We start from the raw sequence: 23013 nt of genomic DNA on the forward strand, positions 1-23013 counted from the left end.
CATGGAAATCTCCGGTAACACAGCTTTTTATGCGGGTTTGAGCACCATTCAGACCGGGCAGAACCGCGTCGATCAGGCCGCCAGCCAGATTGCCAACAACACCATCGAGCGTTCGGTCACCAGCCAGTCTTCCGAGGCGCAAGTGGATCGTCTGCGCGGTATCGACCGCAGCCAGCAGATGGATCCGGGCAGCGCCATGGCCGAGATGGCCCAAGGCAAGTTCCAAGTGGAGCTGGGCACCAAAGTCGCCAAGGCTTCCGATGAAATGCTCGGGACGATCATCGATACGTTTGCCTGATTTTTCTCGCCTCTTGTTTGCTGAACGCCGCGCCTTGTCGCGGCGTTTTTCGTTGTAAGTCCTTCTCCCTCAACTAATCTTTTTTTATCGCCCATGACGCATTGCCGTGCATGGCGGTTTGGTGTGTCCGGCGGTTTGAAAGCAGTGATGACGAACGGCAAAAGATCGATGCTTGACAAGATTTCGGCGTAAACGTATGTTTCAAACAACTGTTTGACCGTCACAACAAATCAACACGGTCGTTCATTCCCGGTTACATCAGCAGAGGTTTATCGCTATGCCTGACTACAAGGCCCCCTTGCGTGATATTCGCTTCGTTCGTGACGAACTGCTCGGCTACGAAGCGCACTATCAGAGCCTTCCGGCTTGCGCCGACGCAACGCCGGACATGGTTGACGCCATTCTCGAAGAAGGCGCCAAGTTTTGTGAGCAGGTACTGGCACCGCTGAACCGCGTGGGCGACCTCGAAGGCTGCACCTGGAGCGAGTCCGGCGTGAAAACCCCGACTGGCTTCAAAGAGGCGTACAAGCAATTTGTCGAAGGCGGCTGGCCAAGCCTGGCGCATGACGTAGAGCACGGTGGCCAAGGCCTGCCGGAGTCGCTGGGTCTGGCAGTCAGCGAAATGGTTGGCGAGGCCAACTGGTCGTGGGGCATGTACCCAGGCCTGTCGCACGGCGCGATGAACACCATCTCCGAGCACGGTACCCCAGAGCAGCAGGACGCTTACCTGACCAAGCTGGTTTCCGGCGAGTGGACCGGCACCATGTGCCTGACCGAGCCGCACTGCGGCACCGACCTGGGCATGCTGCGCACCAAAGCCGAACCTCAGGCTGATGGTTCGTACAAAGTCTCCGGCACCAAGATTTTCATCTCGGCCGGCGAACACGATATGGCCGACAACATCGTCCACATCGTACTGGCCCGCCTGCCGGATGCTCCGGCTGGCACCAAAGGCATTTCCCTGTTCATCGTTCCAAAGTTCCTGCCCAATGCTGATGGCACCCTCGGTGCACGCAACGCAGTGAGCTGCGGTTCGCTGGAACACAAGATGGGTATCCACGGCAACGCCACCTGCGTGATGAACTTCGACGGCGCCACCGGTTTCCTGATCGGCCCGGCGAACAAAGGCCTGAACTGCATGTTCACCTTTATGAACACCGCTCGTCTGGGTACCGCACTGCAAGGTCTGGCCCACGCCGAAATCGGTTTCCAGGGCGGCCTGAAATACGCTCGCGATCGTCTGCAAATGCGCTCCCTGACTGGCCCGAAAGCGCCGGACAAGGCCGCTGACCCGATCATCGTGCACCCTGACGTGCGCCGCATGCTGTTGACCATGAAGGCATTCGCCGAAGGCAACCGCGCGATGGTGTACTTCACCGCCAAGCAGGTCGACATCGTCAAATACGGCGTCGACGAAGAAGAGAAGAAGAAGGCCGACGCGCTGCTGGCGTTCATGACGCCAATCGCCAAGGCATTCATGACCGAAGTCGGTTTCGAATCCGCCAACCACGGCGTGCAGATCTACGGCGGCCACGGCTTCATCGCCGAGTGGGGCATGGAGCAGAACGTTCGCGACAGCCGCATTTCGATGCTGTACGAAGGCACCACTGGCATTCAGGCACTCGACCTGTTGGGCCGTAAAGTGCTGATGACTCAAGGCGAGGCTCTCAAAGGCTTCACCAAGATCGTCCACAAGTTCTGCCAGAACAACGAAGGCAACGAAGCCGTCAAAGAGTTCGTCGCACCGCTGGCGGCCTTGAACAAAGAGTGGGGCGAGCTGACCATGAAGGTCGGTATGGCTGCCATGAAAGATCGCGAAGAAGTCGGCGCGGCTTCCGTGGACTACCTGATGTACTCCGGTTACGCCTGCCTGGCCTACTTCTGGGCCGACATGGCGCGTCTGGCAGCCGAGAAGCTGGCAGAAGGCACCGGCGACGCAGCGTTCTACACTGCCAAGCTGCAAACCGCGCGCTTCTACTTCCAGCGCATCCTGCCACGTACCCGCACTCACGTGGCCACCATGCTGTCGGGCGCCAACAACCTGATGGACATGAAGGAAGAAGACTTCGCGCTGGGCTACTAAGCCTTAACGCGGTCTGACGAAAACCGCTGCTCCCTTGGGGGCAGCGGTTTTTTTGTTTCAAAATCGCTCAGAAACCCGGGTTTTCTGCCGTTAAAGAGACTGCGTGTGATCTGGATCACATTGTGTGTGCTTAACTGGCCACATTGCAGGCACAATGCCATCTCTTTGATATGACGGGTCGGAGCTTTACCCTTGCCGCGTTCTTCCGCTGTACGTTTCAGTCATTTTCTACCTTCACTGCTGTTGTTACTCGCGGGGTTGGCGGCTGCGTACGTCAAAGACCTCAATGTGTTCTTCACTTCGCTGTTCAACGTGCTGCCGACTCTGGTGTTGCTGTTGGGCGGTGCTTACTGTGCGGTTTACCGACGTCAACGTGAACTGTTTCTGATGCTCACGGTGTACATCGCCTACTTTTTGCTCGACACCCAGACCGACTATTACCGCGACAACGGCAAAGTGCGCGAAGACGCCGCCGTGGTGTTCCATCTGGTCTGCCTGCTGCTGCCGTTGCTGTTCGGGCTGTTTGCCGCGTGGCAGGAGCGTACCCATCTGTTTCAGGACATGGTCGCGCGCTTCGCCGTGCTGCTGGCCTTTGGCAGTGTTGCCCTAGGACTTGAGCAGAGTTATCCGCAGGCGCTGCTGATGTGGCTCTCGGAGATCCGCTGGCCGGCGCTGCACGGCGCCTGGATGAGCCTGATCCAGATGTCCTATCCGGTGTTCCTCTCGGCGTTCCTGCTGCTGGCCTGGCAATACTGGCGCAATCCGCGCCCGCTGCATGCGGCGCAACTGGTCGGGTTGCTCGGCGTGTTCTGGATGCTGCCGAAAACCTTCATCCTGCCGTTTACCCTGAACATCATGTGCAGCCAGGTGATGCTCATGATTGCCGCTGCCGTGGCGCACGAGGCTTATCAAATGGCCTTCCGCGACGAGCTCACCGGGTTGCCGGGACGTCGCGCGCTGAATGAGCGCATGCAGCGTCTGGGGCGCAACTATGTACTGGCGATGAGCGATGTCGATCATTTCAAGAAATTCAACGATACCCACGGTCACGATGTGGGTGACCAGGTGCTGCGGCTGGTCGCCAGCAAGCTGTCGAAAATCAGCGGTGGCGGTAGGGCGTATCGCTATGGCGGTGAGGAGTTTGCCCTGGTGTTTGCAGGCAAAACCCTTGAGGAGTGCATGCCGCACCTGGAAGTGATTCGCGAGTCGATTGCCTCCTACAACATTCAGCTGCGTAATCAGGAAAACCGTCCACAGGATGATCAGCAAGGACGGCAGCGGCGATCAGGTTCCGGCGCGTCCAGCGTGTCGGTCACGGTCAGTATCGGCGTCGCTGAACGCCTTGAGCAGCGCACCCCCGAAGAAGTGCTCAAATCCGCCGACCAGGCCCTCTACAGCGCCAAGGGTGCGGGCCGAAACTGCGTGATGGCATTCGGTCAGAACCGTCGCGGTGCGGTACGCATGGACGCTGCGGCAGGCTGAACTGTGCTCTGCTCAATGGCCACTCTTCACTAATAAGCCCGCTGATTGCGGGCTTTGTTTTTAGTTGAACTGTTGGTGACCAAAAATAACAAAACAGTCACTGCCTGACCCTATGTGTCACAAAAGTTGTTGAGGTACACTCGGCCTCAACGAAAACACTCTTCCACGAATCACCTGTTTAGATCTTGCGAGGTTTGCCATGGCTGACTACAAAGCGCCGCTGCGCGATATGCGCTTCGTCCTCAATGAAGTATTCGAAGTCGCCAAACTCTGGGCCGAACTGCCGGCATTGGCCGAGACCGTCGATGCCCAAACCGTAGAGGCCATTCTCGAAGAGGCCGGCAAGGTCACCAGCAAAAGCATCGCGCCGCTGAGCCGTGCAGCTGACGAAGAAGGTTGCCACTGGAAGGACGGCGCCGTCACCACGCCGGCCGGTTTCCCACAGGCTTATCAGACTTACGCCGAAGGCGGCTGGGTTGGCGTCGGTGGCGATCCGGCCTACGGCGGCATGGGCATGCCCAAAGCCGTTTCGGCGCAAGTCGAAGAGATGGTCAACTCTGCCAGCCTGTCCTTCGGTCTGTACCCGATGCTGACCGCCGGTGCCTGCCTGTCGATCAACGCCCACGCCAGCGAAGAGCTGAAAGCGGCGTACCTGCCGAACATGTACGCCGGGATCTGGGCCGGCTCCATGTGCCTGACCGAGCCGCATGCCGGCACCGACCTGGGCATCATCCGCACCAAGGCCGAACCTCAGGCCGACGGTTCCTACAAGGTCAGCGGCACCAAGATCTTCATCACCGGCGGTGAACACGATCTGACCGAAAACATCATTCACCTGGTGCTGGCGAAACTGCCGGACGCACCGGCCGGCCCGAAAGGCATTTCGCTGTTTTTGGTGCCCAAGTTCATGGTCAATGCCGATGGCAGCCTGGGCGCGCGCAACCCGGCGACCTGCGGTTCGATCGAACACAAGATGGGCATCCAGGCGTCCGCGACCTGCGTGATGAACTTCGACGAAGCCGTGGGTTATCTGGTCGGCGAGCCGAACAAGGGCCTGGCGGCGATGTTCACCATGATGAACTACGAGCGTCTGGGCGTCGGCATTCAAGGCCTGGCGAGCGGCGAGCGTTCCTATCAGAACGCCGTTGAATACGCCCGCGATCGTCTGCAGAGCCGTTCGCCGACCGGCGCGCAGAACAAGGACAAGGTCGCTGACCCGATCATCGTCCACCCGGACGTGCGTCGCATGCTGCTGACCATGAAAGCGTCGAACGAAGGTGGCCGTGCATTCTCCACCTACGTGGCGATGCAGCTCGATACCGCCAAGTTCAGTGAAGACGCCACGACCCGCAAACGTGCGGAAGATCTGGTGGCCTTACTGACTCCGGTGGCTAAGGCGTTCCTCACCGACCTGGGCCTGGAAACCACCGTTCACGGCCAGCAGATTTTCGGCGGTCATGGTTACATCCGCGAGTGGGGCCAGGAGCAACTGGTGCGTGACGTGCGCATCACCCAGATCTACGAAGGCACCAACGGCATTCAGGCGCTGGACCTGGTCGGGCGCAAGATCGTGGGCAGTGGCGGCGCGTTCTACAAGCTGTTCGCTGACGAGATTCGCCACTTCACCGCGACGGCCAGCGCTGACCTGGGCGAATTCACCAAGCCGTTGAACGATGCCGTCGGCACGCTTGACGAGCTGACTGCGTGGCTGCTGGATCGGGCGAAGACCAATCCGAACGAAATCGGCGCGGCCTCGGTCGAATATCTGCAAGCGTTTGGCTACGTTTCCTACGCCTACATGTGGGCACTGATGGCCAAAGCTTCGCTGGGCAAGGAAGCGCAGGACGATTTTTACGCCAGCAAGCTGGGCACCGCACGGTTCTATTTCGCCCGTCTGTTGCCGCGTATTCACTCGTTGAGCGCGTCGGTGAAGGCTGGCAGCGAATCGCTGTTCCTGCTGAGCGCTGAGCAGTTCTGATGATGTAACGTCATGTAAGCATTTTCTTACATGACGTGCTGCTGTTCTCCCATAGGCGTAGATTGGATCCACAGCTAATCTACAACTCATGGACGTCGCGCAGGAAGCGCAAAGCAACAACACGGACACGTAGGATTCTGCCAGGGTGGCGGAGTGAAATGGATGTCAGGGAAACAGTCTGCAAAGCCCCGCTTCGGCGGGGTTTTCTTTTGCCTGAAGAAAAGTGTTCAGGCCAGGGGATCCAGCGCCGGTTTCACTTCACGTTCCATCACCTCCTCCAGCAATGTCCGTAGCAGCGCCAAAGAGGCCTGCTGGCGTTGCACGTCGCGACACACCAGGCCAACCTTCAGCGGCACCCGTGGCTCACTCAGTGGCTTCCACAGAAGATCCTGATCGTCGTATTCTTTTTGCGAGCGCCCCGGCAGCACCGTCGCCAGCTTGGTGTGCGGCAAACTGTCGAGAATCCCCACCATATTGTTCAGCTCGGCCTGCACCTGCGGACGACGGCCGAGGCTGCTCAGTTGCGCCTGCCAGATCTGCCGGATCTGGAACTCTTCACCCAGCAATAACATCGGCAACTCGGCGGCCTGACGCATCGAGACCTTCTTGAACTCACGCAATGGATGATCTGCCGGGATCACCAGCGTCAGCTCATCTTCGTACAGCATCACGCCATGCAGCCCGGGCTGTCGCGGTGGCAGATAGCTGATGCCGATGTCCAGCGAACCATTGAGCAATCGTCGTTCGATCTCAAGTCCGGTCAATTCATAAATCTGCACCACCAGATGTGGCTGCGCCTTGCGCACCCGCTCGAGCATTTGTGGCACGAGGCTGGTGTGTACGGTTTGCAGCACACCAATCGCCAAGGTGCGCACCGCCTGGCCCTTGAAGTTGCCCAGCGCCTCACGCGCCCGTTGCAGTCCATCGAGCAGCGGCAGGGCGTGGTTGTACAACGTGTGTGCAGCCAGGGTCGGCAGCAGGCGTTTGCTGCTGCGTTCGAACAGGGTGACATCGAGGTTCTGTTCGAGCTGGCGGATCTGCTGTGACAGCGCCGGTTGCGAGATCGACAGACGCTCGGCAGCCCGGCCGACATGACCTTCTTCGTAGACCGCGACGAAATAACGCAGTTGTTTGAAATCCATAAGTAATGCTTATCGAAAATGCTGGTAAATCGAAATGGCCCGAAGCCTTCTGTAAGCCTAGTCTAACCGCAATCACAAGGCTTACAGGGCCAGAGAGCGCGATGAATAGCGTTTGCTTCGAGAGTGTTTACATAGGCAGTTCAAAAAACCTCGAACGAGGTTTTTTTCAATGAATCTGTTCAGTTTGCGGCGCCAGACGCCAAGTCTTGATGACCTTGCGTTCGAGGCCAACCCACCCGATGCAGGCGAGAGCCTGAATGCCGAACGCCTGATGCCCAGCGTCGAACGCCCGCAGCAGGTGTTCGTGCGCGGCCAGGGCTCGTGGCTGTGGGACAGCAATGACCGCGCCTATCTGGACTTCGCCCAGGCCGGCGGCGCCAACAGTCTGGGGCACAGCCCTTCGGCATTGGTCAAAGCCATTGCCAGCCAGGCTCAGGCGCTGATCAATCCCGGTTTCAATCTGCACAATCGCGGCATGCTCAGCCTCTCCGAGCGCTTGTGTGCCAGCACCTCAAGCGATCAGGCCTATTTGCTCAACAGCGGCAGCGAGGCCTGCGAGGCGGCGATCAAACTGGCACGCAAATGGGGCCAGCTGCATCGTGGCGGCGCGTCGCGGATCATCGTGGCGAAGCAAGGCTGTCACGGGCGCAGTCTGGCAACGATTTCGGCGTCGGACAGTTGCAACCTGCACAACCGCTTTGCTCCGCTGTTGCCGGGTTTCGATCGGGTGCCATTCAACGACCTGCCGGCGCTGCATGCGGCTGTCGATGCGCAAACCGTGGCTATCATGCTCGAACCGATCCAGAGCGATGCCGGGGTGATTGCGGCCACCGAGCATTACCTCAAAGGCGTTGAGCGGCTGTGCCACGAATTGGGCATTCTGCTGATTCTCGACGAAGTACAGACCGGTATCGGTCGCTGTGGCACCTTGCTCGCCGAACAGTCCTACGGCGTCCGCGCGGACATCGTCGTGCTCGGCAAGGGTCTCGGTGGTGGCGTGCCGCTGGCGGCGCTGCTGGCGCGGGGCAAGGCTTGCTGTTTCGAGGCAGGCGAACTGGGCGGCACCCATCACGGCAACGCCCTGATGACTGCGGCCGGTCTGGTGGTGCTCGACAGCGTGCAGGACCGGGCGTTTCTGCAGCAAGTCAACGACCATGGCCAGTACCTGCGCGAAGGCCTCGCGAGGTTGGCACACCGTTACGGCCATGGCGAATTGCGTGGGCAAGGGTTGTTCTGGGGCTTGAGCCTGTCCGAAGATTCTGCCGATGCCGTGGTCCATGCAGCCTTGCATGAAGGCCTGCTGCTCAACGCGCCACAAGCCAATTGCCTGCGCTTCACGCCGGCGCTCACCGTCAGCAAGGCCAATATCGACGAGATGCTCCTGCGCCTGACCCGCGCCTTCTCGCGGGTGCGCACCGCGCAATTGCAGTGTCGCAAAGGGATTGCCGTCTGATCCGAAGTTTCCCACCTGATTTCAAGAACCGTCTCGCGGTATAACGCACGCCTCACGCCTGATTCTTTTGACGTGGGGCGTTTTTTTGTCCTGGGTAGTGGCGATCAAATAGCAACGGCACTGAACCCTGACGAACGGCACGGGTCGATTAGCTTGTATGGCTCAAGTGAGCCAACCCCCAATCAGGAGCTGACCCATGGACTTCATTCGTATCATCATCGCCATTCTGTTGCCGCCACTGGGTGTGTTTCTGCAGGTAGGGTTTGGCGGGGCGTTCTGGTTGAACATTCTGCTGACGCTGTGTGGCTACATTCCCGGGATCGTGCATGCGGTGTACATCATCGCCAAGCGTTGATTTAGCGTCGCCCGGCAGACAGCTTTCGCGAGCAGGCTCGCTCCCACAAGGGATTTGTGAACACCATCGATCCGAGGTGGGAGCGAGCCTGCTCGCGAATGAGGCGACGCTACTTTGAGAGCGGCGCGGATCAGTCCGCCAACCCCATTACCCGCCGATAAAACGTCCACTCCTGCTCCAGCGCATGCGCCTGATTCACTGCACGGCGAAAGCCGTGGCGCTCATCAGCGTAATAATGCGCCTCGACCGCAATGCCGTTGCGCTCCAGTGCCGTGACCATCTCGCGGGTCTGCTGTGGCACGACGACGGCGTCCAGTTCGCCCTGAAAGAAAATCACCGGCACACCAATCTTGCTCGCGTGCAGCAATGGCGTGCGGGCGGCGTAGCGCTCGGCGTCCTGCTCGGTATCGCCGATCAGCCAGTCGAGGTAATCGCCTTCGAACTTGTGTGTCGCGCGGGCCAGTGCCACCGGGTCGCTGACGCCATACAAGCTGGCACCCGCGCGGAACACCTGCTGGAACGCCAGCGCACACAACGTGGTGTAACCCCCGGCGCTGCCGCCGCGGATGAAGGCGCGCTCGCCATCGATCAAACCTTGTTCCGCCAGATACGCCACCACCGCGCAGGCGTCCTCGACATCCACGTCGCCCCAGCTCAGGTGCAGGGCCTGGCGATATTCGCGGCCATAACCGCTGCTGCCACGGTAGTTGAGGTCGGCGACGGCGAAACCGCGTTGCGTCCAGTATTGAATGCGCGGGTCGAGCATCGGATAGCAAGCCGAAGTCGGGCCGCCGTGGATGAACACCACCAGCGGTGGCCTGGTTTCGTCGTTCATCGCCGGATAGAAGAAGCTGTGGGCCTCGCCCGAGCCGCTCGGATAGCGCAGGGTTTGCGGACGGCTGATGCGTTCGGCGGGCAGTGGCGCCACGCCGCCGGCCAGCACGTTGACTTCGCGAGTAGCGCGATCAATCGCGATGACCGCTGAAGGGCTGATCGGCGAGGCGGCAATGCAGTAGATGAATTGCTGATCCAGCGCCAGATGGCGGAAGCGGCTGTAATCGCCGGTGAAGTCTTCGTTGCCGAGCAGCAGACGGCCAAAACCGCCTTCGCTCCAGCTAGCCAAAAACAAATCCTCGACAGGCAGCCAGGTGCAGCCGCCCATTTGCCACGGCGCGGGCGCATGATCGGCCTGCGCGGCTGGCAATGGTCTCAAACCGTCGGAGGTTTCAACCCATGGCTGCCAGAATCCACCGCGATCGGTCAGGCAATACAGGCGATTTTCGCCATCGAATCGCGGTTGCTGAATGGACTCTTCAATCTCGGCACCCGCCACGCATCGCGGGGAACTGAATGTACCGTCAGTCATGCGCTCAGCCACCATCAGCCGCGTTGAGGTCCACGGCTGATGCGGCCGGCTCCACTCGATCCAGGCCAGTCGCGAACCGTCGGCGCTGATGATCGGCGCAGCGTAAAAATCCGCGCCTTCTGCCAGCAAACACCGGGTTCCCTCAGCCAGATCAATCGCTACGAGCCGGTGTTGGTCGCGCAGTTCCTCGACCGCCAGCACCTGCCCGTCGGCAACGTGCAGATCGCCATAACGGCACTCGCCGGATGTCAGCGCTTGAGGCGCGCCTTCCAGTGTTTGCCGATACAGCTGCTGGTCTGCCTCATTGACGAAAACCACCCCGTTCGGCGTCAGACCAAACGCGCCACCGCCATATTCGTACACCCGGCTACGCACGCTGAAACCCGCAGGCGTCAGACATTTCGCCACGCCGTCGCGCCACTGCCAGATCCTGCACGCGGCATCTTCCGGGCGATATTCATTCCAGAACAAACCGTTGGCACCGAGTTGCAGTTCGGCGAAATCCATGCCGGCAGCGACGGCTTGCGAGGCGCTGAAAGGCTCAGCCCTTGGCGATGAGGCGTGAGTTTCGTTCATTACGGAAGGCCAGTTGTTCGATGGTCTGGGTGGCGTGCTCGGCTTCTTCGCGGGCCTTGAGGATCACGTCGTGATGTTCGGATTTGCTGCACACCGGGTCGGCATTGCTTGCGTCCCCCGTGAGCATGAACGCCTGGCAGCGGCAGCCGCCGAAGTCCTGCTCCTTTTCGTCGCAGGAGCGGCACGGCTCGGGCATCCAGTCGTAACCGCGAAAGTGGTTGAAGCCGAACGAGTCGTACCAGATGTGCTGCATGCTGTGATCGCGCACATTGGGAAATTGTACTGGCAACTGTCGGGCGCCATGGCAGGGCAGGGCAGTGCCGTCCGGCGTGACCGTCAGAAAGATGCTGCCCCAGCCGTTCATGCAGGCTTTCGGGCGTTCTTCGTAGTAGTCCGGGGTGACGAAAATCAGCTTGCACGGATGCCCTTCGGCTTCCAGTTTGGCGCGGTATTCGTTGGTGATGCGCTCGGCGCGCACCAGCTGTTCCTTGGTCGGCAACAGGCCGACACGATTGAGCTGCGCCCAACCATAGAACTGGCAGGTGGCGAGTTCGACAAAGTCGGCCTCAAGCGCGATGCACAGCTCGATGATGCGGTCGATCTTGTCGATGTTGTGCCGGTGGGTGACGAAGTTCAGCACCATCGGATAGCCGTGGGCCTTCACCGCCCGGGCCATTTCCAGCTTCTGCGCGAAGGCTTTTTTTGAGCCGGCGAGCAAATTGTTCACTTGCTCGTCACTGGCCTGGAAGCTGATCTGGATGTGATCGAGGCCCGCCTTCTTGAAGTCGCTGATTTTCTGCTCGGTCAGGCCGATGCCGGAGGTGATCAGGTTGGTGTAGAAACCCAACTGCCGCGCTTCACGGATCAGCTCGGCAAGGTCCTGGCGCACCAGTGGTTCGCCACCGGAAAAGCCCAGTTGCGCCGCGCCCATCTCCCGCGCTTCGCGGAACACCTTGATCCACTGCTCGGTGCTCAGCTCTTTACCCTGCTCGGCGAAATCCAGCGGATTGGAGCAATACGGGCACTGCAGCGGGCAGCGGTAGGTCAGTTCGGCGAGCAGCCACAGCGGCAAGCCGACCTCAGGCTTGGGCGGCAGATCAGTCAAGGGTGATCCAGTGCTGTGCACGGGCAACCTCCATGAATTGCTCGATGTCGTCACCGAGCTCGGGCACGCCGGGGAACTGCTCATCGAGTTTGGCGATGATCGCTGCGACATCGCGTTCACCGTCGATCAATCCACCGATCAGCGCAGCACTGTCGTTGAGCTTGATCATGCCCTCGGGGTAGAGCAGCACGTGACCTTTTTGCGCCGGTTCGTACTGGAAGCGGTAGCCGGGACGCCAGGTCGGTGTCTTGCTGCGATCGAAACTCATAGGGTGATTCCTTTGTGCCAGACCCGTTGTGCGGTGACGCTGTGATACGGCGGGCGGTTCAGTTCGTAGGCCATGCTCATGGCATCGAGCATGCTCCAAAGAATGTCCAGTTTGAACTGGAGAATTTCCAGCATGCGCTCCTGGCCTTCGCGGGTCTTGTAGTGCTCGAGCGTGATCGCCAGCCCATGCTCGACATCACGCCGTGCCTGACCGAGGCGGGTGCGGAAGTACTCGTAGCCGGCCGGGTCGATCCACGGGTAATGCTGCGGCCAGCTGTCGAGACGCGACTGGTGGATCTGCGGCGCGAACAACTCGGTCAGCGAGCTGCTGGCGGCTTCCTGCCAGCTGGCCCGGCGGGCGAAGTTGACGTAAGCATCGACGGCAAAACGCACGCCGGGCAATACCAGCTCCTGAGAGCGCAGTTGATCCGGGTCGAGGCCGACCGCTTGACCGAGGCGCAGCCAGGCTTCGATACCACCGTCTTCACCGGGGGCGCCGTCGTGATCGAGCAGGCGTTGAATCCACTCGCGACGGATCTCGCGATCCGGGCAATTGGCGAGGATCGCCGCGTCTTTCAGGGGGATGTTCACCTGATAGTAGAAGCGGTTGGCGACCCAGCCCTGAATCTGTTCGCGGGTGGCCCGGCCTTCATACATCGCCACATGATAGGGGTGGTAGATGTGGTAATAGGCGCCTTTGGCACGCAGGGCTGCTTCGAATTCGGTGGGGGACATTGGCGTGTCAGTCATGTCTGTTCTCCGGGAACAACCGTTGGAATCTTGGGTGTCAGGTCTGACGCCTTCGCGAGCAAGTCGAATCGTCGCTCCCACAGGGGTTGTGTATACACCACAGATCCAAGGTGGGAGCGAGCTTGCTCGCGAAGAGGCCGGTCGCTACAACACAATACTCATGCCATCGAACGCCACTTCAACATTACGCCGCGCCAGCTCCGCACGCTCCGCCGAATCTTCATCGAGAATCGGGTTGGTGTTGTTGATGTGGATAAGCACTTTGCGCTGCTTGGGTAATTGCTCCAGCACTTCGAGCATGCCGCCGGGGCCGTTCTGCGCCAGGTGGCCCATCTCGCGACCGGTGCGGGTGCCGACGCCACGACGCTGCATTTCATCGTCGTCCCAGAGCGTGCCATCCACCAGCAGGCAATCGCTGCCAGCCATGATCTCCAGCAGCGGCGCATCAACCTTGCCCAGACCCGGCGCATAGAACAGCTTGCCGCCCGTCTTCAGGTCTTCGACGATCAGGCCGATGTTGTCGCCCGGGTGCGGATCGAAGCGGTGCGGCGAGTAGGGCGGCGCCGCGCTGCGCAGTGGCAGCGGAGTGAAGCGCAGATTCGGGCAGGCGGCGACGGTGAAGCTCCGGTCGAGTTCGATACGGTTCCAGTTCAACCCGCCGTTCCAGTGGGTGAGCATCTTGAACAGCGGGAAACCGGTGCTCAGGTCTTCGTGAACCATGTCCGTGCACCAGACCTGATGCGGGCAGCCTTCGCGCAGGCTGAGCAGGCCAGTGGTGTGGTCGATCTGGCTGTCCATCAGAATGATCGCGCTGATGCCGGTGTCACGCAGGGCGCGGCCCGGTTGCATCGGGGCGAAGCTCTGCAGTTGCGCGCGGATGTCCGGTGAGGCGTTGCACAGCACCCAGTTCACGCCGTCGTCGGAAATCGCGATGGACGACTGGGTGCGGGCCTTGGCATTCAGGCTGCCGTCGCGAAAGCCTGCGCAATTGACGCAGTTGCAGTTCCACTGCGGAAAACCGCCACCGGCGGCCGAACCCAGAATCTGGACGAACATGAACGCTCCCATCTTTCAACGCTGAAAATAAAACGCCCCGGCGAGCCGAGGCGTTGCACTGCAAGTCTGCGTAGGCAGAACTCAGCGGCTGGCGAAGTACATGGTGACTTCGAAGCCGATACGCAGGTCGGTGTAAGCCGGTTTGGTCCAAGCCATGAGGTGACTCCTTCAAGTGGGTGATGCGGTGGATGGGATAGCGCTGTCCATAGTTATAGTCCACGGCAGCGCAGGGATGTTCCAAATAGTTAGGCTGCTATGTTACTCAAAATTTCCAGATGATTGCCCGTGAATCTTTGAGAAAGCTCCTTGCAGCCTGAGTAATGATCATTTTGCCGCTTGCCACGGTGCGCCCGGTGACGCGCTGCTGGCCAGACAGTGCCAGCCGCCCTCGGCGCCGTTCAAGCGTTGTACTGCCGCCAGCAGTGCCGGGCGCTCCAATTGCCCGATGGCTGCGATCAGTTGCGCCAGATAATCCGACGAGTGGCCAGCGAGTCTGGCCTGCCATAGCAAATCGGCGGCGTCCCTGGCGGACAGATTGTTTTCGTTGAATTGTTCTGCGAGTGACTGGCGCAGTTGCTTGAAACTGTGGTCATCCAGACGTTCGATCAGCCCCGCAATGCTGGCGAGAAACTGCTGGATAGCGTCGAGCAACACCACTGGCGCGGCATCGGGCGATTGCACACCAAACAGCAATCCAGTCTGGCCGTGTATCTGCCGCAAGGCGCTGAACACCGCATAACCCAACTGCAACTCGACCCGCAGGCGCTGATAGAACGGGGTCTGGCACAGCTGCGAGAGCAATCGCCAGGCGGCCTCGTCGGCGATCTCGCGGCTCGCGGTCGGGCAGAACAGCAGCAACGCATGTTCGCTGGAGGCTGTGTCGATGTGGCTCCATACGTGTCGAGCATTGCTGGCGGGCGATACCGGGATTTGCTTGTCCGGGATGCCGGGAATGCGGCTCAGGGCCAGGCCCATGGCGGACTGCGTCTGTGCGCTAAGGCCCAGAGCCAGTCCGTCCCAGCGAGAAGTTGTCCACAGCTGTTGGGCGTCGTCCGATTGCGCCGCCGCTGGCAGGCAATGTTCCGGCAAGGCCTTGAGCAACTGGCGGATCGGTATCAACGCTGCTTCTGGCTCAGCGCTCGGAGAATCGGCGTCGACTTGCGCCAGACATTTCAGCGCATGTTCCAGGACGCTTGGCATCGGTTCTTGCAGCCCAGTCAGTTTCAGCAGCCATTGCGTGCCGCTGGCACTGAGCGACAACTCGATCCCGGCTTGGCGTGCGTCCTCCCGGATTTCCCGCAGACTGCGTTGCAGCTTGCCGTGCAGGTCGGTTGTTGCCGCCGCTTCCAACTGCCAGCGCAGGTAAATCGCCCCTTCATCACCGTTGTCCGCCAAGGCCTGGCTGAACTGCATCGGCGAGCGTTCGCGGCGGCTGCGTGAGCGATCCTGGGCAAATGTGCGCAGGCCTCGATGGGCGCTGGTTTGACCGCGAATCAGCCCGGCATTGGCCAGTGGTTCGCTCGATCCGAGGAAGGGATTGGCGGCAGGCAGATGCCAGTGCGCGCTGAAGTTATCCACAACACCCATGTCGCGCAGGATCTGCTTGAGGGCGACGACGCCGTTTTCCGACAAGCCGTGTTCGAGCTGTTCGCTGTCGAGGCGTGCCAATTGCAACGCGCCGCTGACGTGCTGCTGACGCTCCAGCAGGTTGGCGTACTCCTCGCGCAGCGCTGCCCAGTCCTGCTGTGCGGCGAAGAAGCTCAGCCAATCCAGCACCTGTTGGCCAATAGCCTTCAGCGATTCGGCGGGGGCAGCGAATTGCAGATGCAGCAAGGCTTGCCCGGCAAACTGGTACAGCGGTGTAGCTTTCAGGCTGTCCGCGAGATGTTGTTGGCGCAGATAGGCGAGCAGGCCGCCGGGTTTGGCGCTGTTCAGCCAATGACAGAGAAACGCCAGCGCTTCGACGCAGGTGTCGGGCAGCGCTTCGAAGGCAAACAGCAGATTGCAGTGCTGCCCACCGATCTGTTGATAACTTGTTACTTGCAGTGGCTGGGTTGCGGCTTGCACAACGTTATCCCCAACCGGCAGCGCCGCAGCGAACTGCTGCGCCAGTGTGCGCAGCGCTTCAAGGCTTTGCGGCCCGACCACACTCAAGGTCATTTGCCCGCTGCGATAGAAGCGCTGATGGAAATCCTTCAACGCCTGCTGAAACCCCGTTTGCTCAACCTTCAGGCTGTCGCGATTGCCCGCATGAAAGCCACGCAACGGGTGCGTCGCCGGCAAAACCTCGTACAAGGAAAGTGCCTGCTGCGCGGTGGGATCCTGCGACCACGCGACAAATTCTGCGTCCAGTACTTCGCGTTCACGCAACTGATCGTCCGGATTCATACGCGGCTGGGCGAGCATGTCTGACAGACGCTCAAGCCCGGCGCCGAAAGCCGAGGTCGGCAGTTCAAAGAAGAAATCGGTCGTGCGCTCGCGGGTGCTGGCATTCACCTGGCCGCCATGACTTTGCACGTAGGCCATCAGTGCCTGATCGGCAGGAAACCGCTCGGTACCGAGAAACAGTAAATGCTCGAGGAAATGCGCCAGTCCCGGCCACTCCAGCGGCACGTCATGACTACCGGCGGCCACCCGCAACGCGGCGGCACTGCGCTTCAAACCAGGCACATGACGCAGGGTCACGCGCAAGCCGTTGGCCAGGGTTTCAGTGTGAGGGCGGGGGTGAGTCGGCGCAGGCATGGGCACTTCCAGAACAGTGAAGTGCCAATGCTAGCGGATTGCGTGGGGTCAGCGCTTGTTCAGTGCGTTGTAAAGCTCCGGGCGGCGGTCACTGAGGTAGCGATTGGCGGCGCGAGAATCGACCATCAACTGACGATCCAGCTCGCCGACGATCAGCGCTTCATCAAGGCCGGCCTGGGCGATACGACTGCCGTCCGGCGCGGCGATGCTGCTTTGCCCGCAATAGTGGATCTCGCCTTCATGCCCGCAATAGTTGGCATAGGCCACGTAGCACTGGTTTTCGAAGGCACGCGAACGCACGGTGACGTCGGCGACAAAATCGAACGGAATCATGTTCGCCGTCGGCACCAGAATCAGCTCGGCGCCGGCCAGCGCCAGACGTCGCGCGTTCTCCGGAAACTCCAGGTCGTAGCAGATCAGGAAACCGAGCTTCCAGCCGTTGAGCTCGACCAGCGGAAAATCGTCTTCGCCCGGGCTGAACATTGAGTGATCCAGATCGCCGAACAGATGCGTCTTGCGGTAATTGCACAGGCGCTCGCCGTGCGCATCGATTAACTGCACGGCGTTGTAGATCTGCCCGTCGGCGGTGCGCTCCGGATAACCGTAGGCAATCGCCAGTCCGGCGGATTTGGCAATTCGACCGATCTGTTGCGCCCATTCGCCGTTGTAGACCTCGGCCAATGTGCTAACTGCCTCGGCGCCGATGTTGTAGCCGGTCAGAAACATCTCCGGCAGCACCAGCAGGTCGGCGCCCTTGGCCTCCATCGCCACTTGGTGCAGGCGTTGCAGGTTGGCGGCGGGGTCCAGAGGCAGCGGTGGACATTGGTAAAGGACTACACGCATCGGGGATTCCTCTTACTCGGGCAGGGCGATAGGGCCGATGTCTTTGAACACATCACCCGGGCCCGGGTTCGCTTTATGTGTCGACCCGCCGAAGTGCTTCATGATGCCCCACACCGCGTTGAGCGAGGTCTGCACCGCGCCTTCGACCCACGCCGGCGTCCACGACACGTCGTCACCGGCGATGAAAATCCCGCGCTGCTCGGCTGGCATGTCGTCCTGCATGAAGTGCGCGTACATGCGCTGGTTGTAGCGATAGTGACCGGGCAGGGCACCCTTGAACGCCCCGAGGAAGTACGGGTCGGCTTCCCACGACACGGTGATCGGATCGCCAATGATCCGTGCGGCGATGTCGACTTTCGGGTAGATTTTCTTCAGCGCATTCAACGCCAGCTCTACGCGTTTTTCCACCGGGTGCGGCAGCATCTTCAGCGCGTCGCTCATCCACGAGTACGACAGGCAGATCACGCCCGGCTTGTCGTCGCCGTTATCGAACAGATAGGTGCCACGGGTCAGGCGATCGGTGAGGGTCATGCTCATCAGGTCGCGGCCGGTTTCCGGGTCCTTGTCCTTCCAGAACGGTCGGTCGACCATCACGAAGGTTTTCGACGACTGCATGTAGCGGGTGCGGTCCAGCGCCATCCACATCTTCTGCGAGAACAGGGTTTCATCGCATTCGATCTGGGTGGTCAGCAGCCAGCTCTGGCAGGTAGTCAGCACAGCGGCGTATTCGCGAGTGTCGCCGTTGTTGTCGGTGACGGCGAAACGGCCGTCCGGCGCGTGGGCGATTTTCTTCACGCCGGAACGCGGTGCGCCCCGGTGCAGGGATTTCAGGCTGGTGCCTTCAGGCCAGTGCACGCAGCGCTCCGGCACATGCCGCCAGATGCCTTGCGGCACTTGTTCCACACCGCCGACTACCAAGTGCTGGTGATCGTCGCAGTTGGTCATCACCACGCGGAAGATTTCCAGCATCGAGTTGGGGAAGTCCGAGTCCCAGCCGCCGGTGCCGAAACCGACCTGACCAAACACTTCGCGGTGATGGAACGACAGCTTGGCAAAGGCCTCGGACGTGGCAACGAAGTCGTAGAACGTGCGGTCATCCCACAGCGGCACGAGCTTGTTCCATAGTGCCTTGAGGCGTGGCACATCGCGGTCGCGGATTGCTTGCTGGATATCGGCGAACTGCGAGCCGGCCTCCAGCGCATCCGCCCAGGCGTCAGCCACTTCCTGGAACAGTGCAGGAAGATCCTTCAGGCTTTGTGCGTAATGGGTTTTGCCTTCCAGGTCGATCACGGTGCTGCCGGAGGCCGGCGTCAGCGGGTTCGGGAAGGGTTTGGTCTCGAGGCCGAGCTTGTCGACGTAGTGGTAGAACGCGGTGGAGGACACCGGGAAACGCATGCCGCCCAGTTCCGCGACGATCCCGTCAGTGCCGTTGAATGCTTGCGAACGCAGACGCCCGCCGAGCTTCGACGCCTCGTAAACCACCGGTTTCAGGCCGAGCTTCATCAGTTCGTACGCGGCCACCAAGCCAGCGATACCGGCGCCGACAATCGCCACTTCAGCGCCGTGATGGTGTTCAGGGATGCTGCCGAGACCGGCCGGGTGTTCGATCCAGTCGTCGAAAGCGAAAGGAAAGTCCGGACCGAAAATGGTGACTGGTTTCTTACCGTCTGCAGGATGGCGATTGTTCTTGTTCATGGCTGACCTTGCTGGCGACCCGACGCCGAATGCGCGTCTGAGTATAGGAAAAGATGCCAGCCATTCTAGGGAGCGTAGAACACGTTAATAAGACGCAAAGTGTCGTCGTTTTGCCAATTAACTGATCAATATGACGATTGATGACTGCACACCGACCAAAATGTAGGCGCGAGCCTGCTCCCACAGTGGATTTGTAGCTGGCGCAGATTCTGTGCGTGATCCGGTCAAAAGTGGGAGCGGGCTTGCTCGCGAAAGCGTCTCGTCAGTCGCCATCAACAGTGACTGATCCACCGCCTTCGCGAGCAAGCCCGCTCCCACAATGGATTTGTAGCTGGCGAAGATTCTGTGCACGACCTGGTCAAAAGTGGGAGCGGGCTTGCTCGCGAAGAGGCCCTATCCGCCAACCGAAATGCCACGACTAACATTCAAACCGGCTGCCCGCGATCAATCTTGCTACTCAAAATAATCGAAGTAGTGGTCTTCTCCACCCCATCCACCCCGCCAATCTGATCCAGCAACTGATCCAGCTGTTCCGGCGAGTCGGTGCGCAACCACGCCACGTAATCAAATTCGCCACTCACCGCACACAACTGCTGGACCTGCGCCATCGCACTCAAACGGCGCAGCACTTCCTTGCCGGAGCGCGGCTGCACCTTGATCCCGACATACGCCTGCAACCCGCCATCGACCACCCGCTGCCCCAGCCGCACGCCATAGCCGGTGATCACCTTGGCCTTTTCCAGTCGCGCCAGCCGCGACGTGACAGTGGTGCGCGCAATGCCCAACTGCCGGGCGAGCATTGCCACGCTCTCGCGGGCGTTGATTTGCAGGGCGGCGATCAACTGGCGGTCGATTTCATCGAGCACGGGCGGGCGGATGTCTGGCAAGGGCGGGGCTCCATGGGGCGCGGGTCTTTGGGCGAGCATGTTACAGCGTCAGCCGGCTGGATATGGAAGCCCCTTATCGTAGTCGGGATGAAACGCAGAAACGAAAAAGCCGCGCATTTGCGCGGCTTTCGAATTTGGTGGGCCCACACGGACTTGAACCGTGGACCAAAGGATTATGAGCCCGAGTTAGATTACCCATTCTATTGGGTGGAACCAGCAGTTTCAATGGTTCCAGGATGTGTCTGTGTATATGTGCTGAATACAAAACTGCGTGAATTGGACGGGCGTTGGACGGACAGACGCTGTCCCATTTAGCAAGTAGAACGCTGCCGCAGCCACACTGATCAAACTCAGCAGTGTTGTGCCTGAGAGCATCATCACCCTTAAAGGGTTTGACGTTGCGTAGCTGACGTCAGCGTGTATTTTCAGGTCTTTTACAAGGTTCTCTGCCTTCGACTCGTTGTCTACGATGAGCTGCGTGCAGCTTCCCACCAGCAGGCTGCTCCAGAGGAGAGGACGCGTCGTGTGATGTTTAGAAAGCATCTGGAACGACGTTCGGAAAGCTCTTATACGGTCATAGATGAACGCTACGTCGCCAGCTAGAGCGACCCCCAACAAACCGATTTTTTCGGCATTTGCCTCGAAAATTGGGCTGGACTGATCGGGCATTTCAGCCAATTGCATTGGCTGCCCCTCATCCAGGGATGCTTTCATTCCGTTCAGTCCGGATCGCAGAATCAGTAGCGACGATATTATTGAACCGAGTTCACCAGCCAATGCCGCTGCTATAGCCTTGCTGTCTCTGAATCTACGGTAATCCTCAACGGTGAAATGCCCAAAAAATCCCACCAGAACAGCCGAAGTGAACGCAATCAGTGCCGGCGCAATGTTATCCATAGACCCAGATCCTTTTTATTCAGTTTTGTGAAATTCAAAGAATTGAGTGCAGCCCTTGTCGTTCGTGGCTTTGAGGACGTTCAATCCGGATCCGCAATCGCCCAACTTTGTCTTCACGCAATCTCATCGTTTTTGAAAAAACCCTGAAAATTATGGTTTTCAAGGTTTTTGCTCAATGAAACCAGCACCGCGCATAGCGCGCGTCTGCTGATCATTTTGCACCCCGTCGAGTCATGGCGCTGCATTTTCCTACAAATCGTTGCACAGGATGAAAAGGCGGTGAGCCTACCAAAGCGTATACCCGGCTTATGCTGCAAGCCCGTTTGCATCACCTTCGGTATTGCACAAAAAAAGGACACAAGGCCCGTCGGCGGGAGGGGGATAAGTGCTTTTCCGTGAGGTTTTTTCTTGCCAACGGATTTTTCCAATCGCTCGCCTGCCTGCCATCAGTCGGCCTTCTGGTGCGGGTCAGAAACCTAACCGATACACTGTTCATGCATACAGTAAATTTGATTATGCAGGTGTGACGCAATGAACAGCGATTACGGTGAAATGGAAGCGACGAAGTTTTCGGCGTTGGCAAGTTGGCAAACAATGCTTCGCGATGAAGTTGCACTGCTGGCTATGCCTGGAGCGCACCACAAGGCGCTGCTCAGGCAAGCCAGAGCCTTGCACCAGGACCAGTTGATCGATGCAGATGTTCTCAGCGACTTACTGGAGTTCGCGGACGCGGCACTGGCTTACGCTGTGGAATCACTTCTCGACATCAAAACCGACGAATAAGGGGCAATTCATGCGTGTACTTGTCACACCTATGCGGTTGCGCGGTGTTGCGCTCGATGCCAAAGAGCGGCGTCGTTACCCGGCGATTCGAGGCAATGTAATGGTGAACTCAACAGTCTGTGCACAACTGGGCCGGGCCACCAACATGGCCCGCGTTGACGTGGGAATGCCGCTCGATCCTGACCCTTTGCCACCTTTGCTCGATGCCACCCTTGCAGGGATGGCAGTGACTGGGTTTGTTCTGAGCGGCATCGAGTACATCGATGGCTGCGCCTATGCACAATCTTGGTGGTGTCGTGAGGGGTAACGAGATGTTTCAACTTTGATACAGCAATTCGTTTCGGGGAGAATGCTTGCCGCAAAATGCCACAAGGCCAAGGATCTCAAATGGAAGTCACCCAAATCGCAGCGCTGATCGTCAACCGACTTGACGAGCTCAGCGCCGATATTCAACAGCAATGGAATAACCCCGAGGGCACCCACACGCGCCACTTCGTCGTAGACAGCCTACTCACAGCCGAGATGGCGCAGAACATCTACGATGCGTTTCCACGCAATGCAGACGGGTTTTTCGACCGCCAATCGTTCCGTGAAAAGAAAAAAACACTCACGGATCTGGCGGACTATCCACAGATCCTCAGCGCCATCACTTACGCGATGCAGCACGAGTCGGTCGTAGCCAAAGTAGCGCACCTGGTTGGAATGGAAGACATCGTGCCAGACCCGAGCCTTTACGCTGGTGGCCTGTCGATGATGTTTAAAGACGACTTCCTAAACCCGCATATCGACAATAGCCACGACGGCGCACGCAATCTGTATCGCCGCCTGAACCTGCTCTACTACGTGTCGCCGAATTGGGCACTTGAAAACGGCGGTAATTTTGAGCTGTGGGATTCGAAGGTCAAGAAACAGAAAACCATCGTTTCCCAGTTCAACCGGCTGGTGGTGATGGATACGAATAAATACTCATGGCATTCCGTGAGCGGGGTTCGCGCTGAAACGCCGCGCTGCTGCGTATCCAACTACTACTTTTCGGGAACCTCCCCAGACGACCATGAGTACTTTCATGTGACGTCATTCAGCGGGCGCCCCGAAGAACCAGGCCGGCGTTTGCTGGGCATTGTGGACAATCAGCTGCGCAATACAGTGTCGAAAGTTTTGCGCGTTGGCCGGGGTAAAAAACTGGTCAACAAAGCCCAGGAGTAACCCGGGCAGTTCACCCACACGCAAAAAGCCCGCCTATTCGCGGGCTTTT

General features: G+C 59.5%; 21 protein-coding genes. 9 read left to right on the forward strand and 12 right to left on the reverse strand.

Annotated features, from left to right (window positions below; all coding sequences use genetic code 11):
- Window position 1 precedes the first annotated feature (1 nt).
- From U862_RS0100425 to U862_RS0100440, 4 genes are all read left to right on the forward strand, one after another.
- On the forward strand, window positions 2-298 hold the full coding sequence (locus tag U862_RS0100425; RefSeq protein ID WP_003228898.1) for a hypothetical protein: 297 nt from the start codon (window positions 2-4) through the stop codon (window positions 296-298).
- Window positions 299-575: 277 nt separating this feature from the next.
- Window positions 576-2381 carry a phenylacyl-CoA dehydrogenase gene (locus U862_RS0100430; RefSeq protein WP_025108590.1) on the forward strand — a complete coding sequence of 602 codons (1806 nt, stop codon included), beginning with the start codon at window positions 576-578 and terminating at the stop codon, window positions 2379-2381.
- 192 nt (window positions 2382-2573) lie between these two features.
- Window positions 2574-3863, forward strand: coding sequence for a GGDEF domain-containing protein (locus tag U862_RS0100435; protein ID WP_025108591.1), 1290 nt, complete (start codon window positions 2574-2576; stop codon window positions 3861-3863).
- Window positions 3864-4062: 199 nt separating this feature from the next.
- Complete coding sequence (locus U862_RS0100440) at window positions 4063-5841, forward strand: acyl-CoA dehydrogenase C-terminal domain-containing protein (protein ID WP_025108592.1); 1779 nt, start codon at window positions 4063-4065, stop codon at window positions 5839-5841.
- Window positions 5842-6068: 227 nt separating this feature from the next.
- Here U862_RS0100440 and U862_RS0100445 read toward each other — a convergent pair whose 3' ends face one another.
- A complete protein-coding gene (locus U862_RS0100445; RefSeq protein WP_025108593.1) occupies window positions 6069-6983 on the reverse strand; it encodes a LysR family transcriptional regulator in 915 nt (304 codons plus the stop codon).
- A gap of 169 nt (window positions 6984-7152) precedes the next feature.
- Here U862_RS0100445 and U862_RS0100450 point away from each other — a divergent pair, with 169 nt between their 5' ends.
- Both U862_RS0100450 and U862_RS29295 read left to right on the forward strand, forming a co-directional pair.
- Window positions 7153-8436 (forward strand): aspartate aminotransferase family protein, encoded by a 1284-nt coding sequence (locus tag U862_RS0100450; RefSeq protein ID WP_025108594.1) that lies wholly within the window; start codon window positions 7153-7155, stop codon window positions 8434-8436.
- Between the two features lie 196 nt (window positions 8437-8632).
- The gene (locus U862_RS29295) at window positions 8633-8791 is read left to right on the forward strand and encodes a YqaE/Pmp3 family membrane protein (protein ID WP_003228885.1); all 159 of its coding nucleotides are present in this window, start codon (window positions 8633-8635) and stop codon (window positions 8789-8791) included.
- 130 nt (window positions 8792-8921) lie between these two features.
- Here the strand turns inward: U862_RS29295 and U862_RS0100460 are convergent, their stop codons facing one another.
- The 11 genes from U862_RS0100460 to U862_RS0100505 form a co-directional block, all read right to left on the reverse strand.
- Window positions 8922-10733, reverse strand: coding sequence for a S9 family peptidase (locus U862_RS0100460; protein WP_025108595.1), 1812 nt, complete (start codon window positions 10731-10733; stop codon window positions 8922-8924).
- Window positions 10699-11838: a pyrroloquinoline quinone biosynthesis protein PqqE gene (pqqE, locus tag U862_RS0100465; protein ID WP_177327300.1), complete on the reverse strand. Its 1140-nt coding sequence runs from the start codon at window positions 11836-11838 to the stop codon at window positions 10699-10701. Before pqqE ends, U862_RS0100460 begins: the two co-directional genes overlap by 35 nt.
- A complete protein-coding gene (pqqD, locus tag U862_RS0100470) occupies window positions 11831-12106 on the reverse strand; it encodes a pyrroloquinoline quinone biosynthesis peptide chaperone PqqD (protein WP_025108597.1) in 276 nt (91 codons plus the stop codon). The genes pqqE and pqqD overlap by 8 nt, the downstream gene beginning before the upstream one ends.
- Window positions 12103-12855: a pyrroloquinoline-quinone synthase PqqC gene (gene pqqC / locus U862_RS0100475; RefSeq protein WP_025108598.1), complete on the reverse strand. Its 753-nt coding sequence runs from the start codon at window positions 12853-12855 to the stop codon at window positions 12103-12105. Before pqqC ends, pqqD begins: the two co-directional genes overlap by 4 nt.
- A 144-nt stretch (window positions 12856-12999) precedes the next feature.
- Window positions 13000-13911: a pyrroloquinoline quinone biosynthesis protein PqqB gene (gene pqqB / locus U862_RS0100480; RefSeq protein WP_025108599.1), complete on the reverse strand. Its 912-nt coding sequence runs from the start codon at window positions 13909-13911 to the stop codon at window positions 13000-13002.
- Window positions 13912-13992: 81 nt separating this feature from the next.
- Window positions 13993-14067, reverse strand: coding sequence for a pyrroloquinoline quinone precursor peptide PqqA (pqqA, locus tag U862_RS29300; protein ID WP_003444522.1), 75 nt, complete (start codon window positions 14065-14067; stop codon window positions 13993-13995).
- 168 nt (window positions 14068-14235) lie between these two features.
- Window positions 14236-16653 carry a pyrroloquinoline quinone biosynthesis protein PqqF gene (gene pqqF / locus U862_RS0100485; RefSeq protein WP_025108600.1) on the reverse strand — a complete coding sequence of 806 codons (2418 nt, stop codon included), beginning with the start codon at window positions 16651-16653 and terminating at the stop codon, window positions 14236-14238.
- 48 nt (window positions 16654-16701) lie between these two features.
- Complete coding sequence (locus U862_RS0100490) at window positions 16702-17496, reverse strand: carbon-nitrogen hydrolase family protein (protein WP_025108601.1); 795 nt, start codon at window positions 17494-17496, stop codon at window positions 16702-16704.
- A gap of 12 nt (window positions 17497-17508) precedes the next feature.
- Window positions 17509-19191, reverse strand: a complete 1683-nt coding sequence (locus U862_RS0100495; RefSeq protein WP_025108602.1) for an NAD(P)/FAD-dependent oxidoreductase — start codon at window positions 19189-19191, stop codon at window positions 17509-17511.
- Between the two features lie 425 nt (window positions 19192-19616).
- The gene (locus U862_RS0100500; RefSeq protein ID WP_025108603.1) at window positions 19617-20078 is read right to left on the reverse strand and encodes an Lrp/AsnC family transcriptional regulator; all 462 of its coding nucleotides are present in this window, start codon (window positions 20076-20078) and stop codon (window positions 19617-19619) included.
- 222 nt (window positions 20079-20300) lie between these two features.
- Window positions 20301-20975 (reverse strand): hypothetical protein, encoded by a 675-nt coding sequence (locus U862_RS0100505; RefSeq protein ID WP_025108604.1) that lies wholly within the window; start codon window positions 20973-20975, stop codon window positions 20301-20303.
- A 531-nt stretch (window positions 20976-21506) separates the two neighbouring features.
- Here U862_RS0100505 and U862_RS0100510 point away from each other — a divergent pair.
- The 3 genes from U862_RS0100510 to U862_RS0100515 all read left to right on the forward strand — a co-directional run bounded on the left by U862_RS0100510 (window position 21507) and on the right by U862_RS0100515 (window position 22964).
- Window positions 21507-21758, forward strand: coding sequence for a hypothetical protein (locus tag U862_RS0100510; RefSeq protein ID WP_025108605.1), 252 nt, complete (start codon window positions 21507-21509; stop codon window positions 21756-21758).
- Window positions 21759-21768: 10 nt separating this feature from the next.
- Window positions 21769-22065 (forward strand): hypothetical protein, encoded by a 297-nt coding sequence (locus tag U862_RS29305; protein WP_081794828.1) that lies wholly within the window; start codon window positions 21769-21771, stop codon window positions 22063-22065.
- 80 nt (window positions 22066-22145) lie between these two features.
- Entirely contained in the window at window positions 22146-22964 is an 819-nt protein-coding gene (locus U862_RS0100515) for a 2OG-Fe(II) oxygenase (protein WP_025108606.1), read from the forward strand.
- Window positions 22965-23013 lie beyond the last annotated feature (49 nt).

The sequence above is a fragment of the Pseudomonas sp. H1h genome (assembly GCF_000633255.1).
Classification (GTDB): Bacteria; Pseudomonadota; Gammaproteobacteria; order Pseudomonadales; family Pseudomonadaceae; genus Aquipseudomonas.

Excerpts from the sequence above, each read along its gene's own strand:
- U862_RS0100425 (WP_003228898.1), top strand. The coding sequence starts at position 2 with ATGGAAATCTCCGGTAACACAGCTTTTTATGCGGGTTTGAGCACCATT.
- U862_RS0100430 (WP_025108590.1), top strand. The coding sequence starts at position 576 with ATGCCTGACTACAAGGCCCCCTTGCGTGATATTCGCTTCGTTCGTGAC.
- U862_RS0100440 (WP_025108592.1), top strand. The coding sequence starts at position 4,063 with ATGGCTGACTACAAAGCGCCGCTGCGCGATATGCGCTTCGTCCTCAAT.
- U862_RS0100445 (WP_025108593.1), bottom strand. The coding sequence starts at position 6,983 with ATGGATTTCAAACAACTGCGTTATTTCGTCGCGGTCTACGAAGAAGGT.
- U862_RS0100450 (WP_025108594.1), top strand. The coding sequence starts at position 7,153 with ATGAATCTGTTCAGTTTGCGGCGCCAGACGCCAAGTCTTGATGACCTT.
- U862_RS29295 (WP_003228885.1), top strand. The coding sequence starts at position 8,633 with ATGGACTTCATTCGTATCATCATCGCCATTCTGTTGCCGCCACTGGGT.
- U862_RS0100460 (WP_025108595.1), bottom strand. The coding sequence starts at position 10,733 with ATGAACGAAACTCACGCCTCATCGCCAAGGGCTGAGCCTTTCAGCGCC.
- pqqD (WP_025108597.1), bottom strand. The coding sequence starts at position 12,106 with ATGAGTTTCGATCGCAGCAAGACACCGACCTGGCGTCCCGGCTACCGC.
- pqqC (WP_025108598.1), bottom strand. The coding sequence starts at position 12,855 with ATGACTGACACGCCAATGTCCCCCACCGAATTCGAAGCAGCCCTGCGT.
- pqqB (WP_025108599.1), bottom strand. The coding sequence starts at position 13,911 with ATGTTCGTCCAGATTCTGGGTTCGGCCGCCGGTGGCGGTTTTCCGCAG.
- pqqF (WP_025108600.1), bottom strand. The coding sequence starts at position 16,653 with ATGCCTGCGCCGACTCACCCCCGCCCTCACACTGAAACCCTGGCCAAC.
- U862_RS0100490 (WP_025108601.1), bottom strand. The coding sequence starts at position 17,496 with ATGCGTGTAGTCCTTTACCAATGTCCACCGCTGCCTCTGGACCCCGCC.
- U862_RS0100495 (WP_025108602.1), bottom strand. The coding sequence starts at position 19,191 with ATGAACAAGAACAATCGCCATCCTGCAGACGGTAAGAAACCAGTCACC.
- U862_RS0100505 (WP_025108604.1), bottom strand. The coding sequence starts at position 20,975 with ATGGATAACATTGCGCCGGCACTGATTGCGTTCACTTCGGCTGTTCTG.
- U862_RS0100510 (WP_025108605.1), top strand. The coding sequence starts at position 21,507 with ATGAACAGCGATTACGGTGAAATGGAAGCGACGAAGTTTTCGGCGTTG.
- U862_RS29305 (WP_081794828.1), top strand. The coding sequence starts at position 21,769 with ATGCGTGTACTTGTCACACCTATGCGGTTGCGCGGTGTTGCGCTCGAT.
- U862_RS0100515 (WP_025108606.1), top strand. The coding sequence starts at position 22,146 with ATGGAAGTCACCCAAATCGCAGCGCTGATCGTCAACCGACTTGACGAG.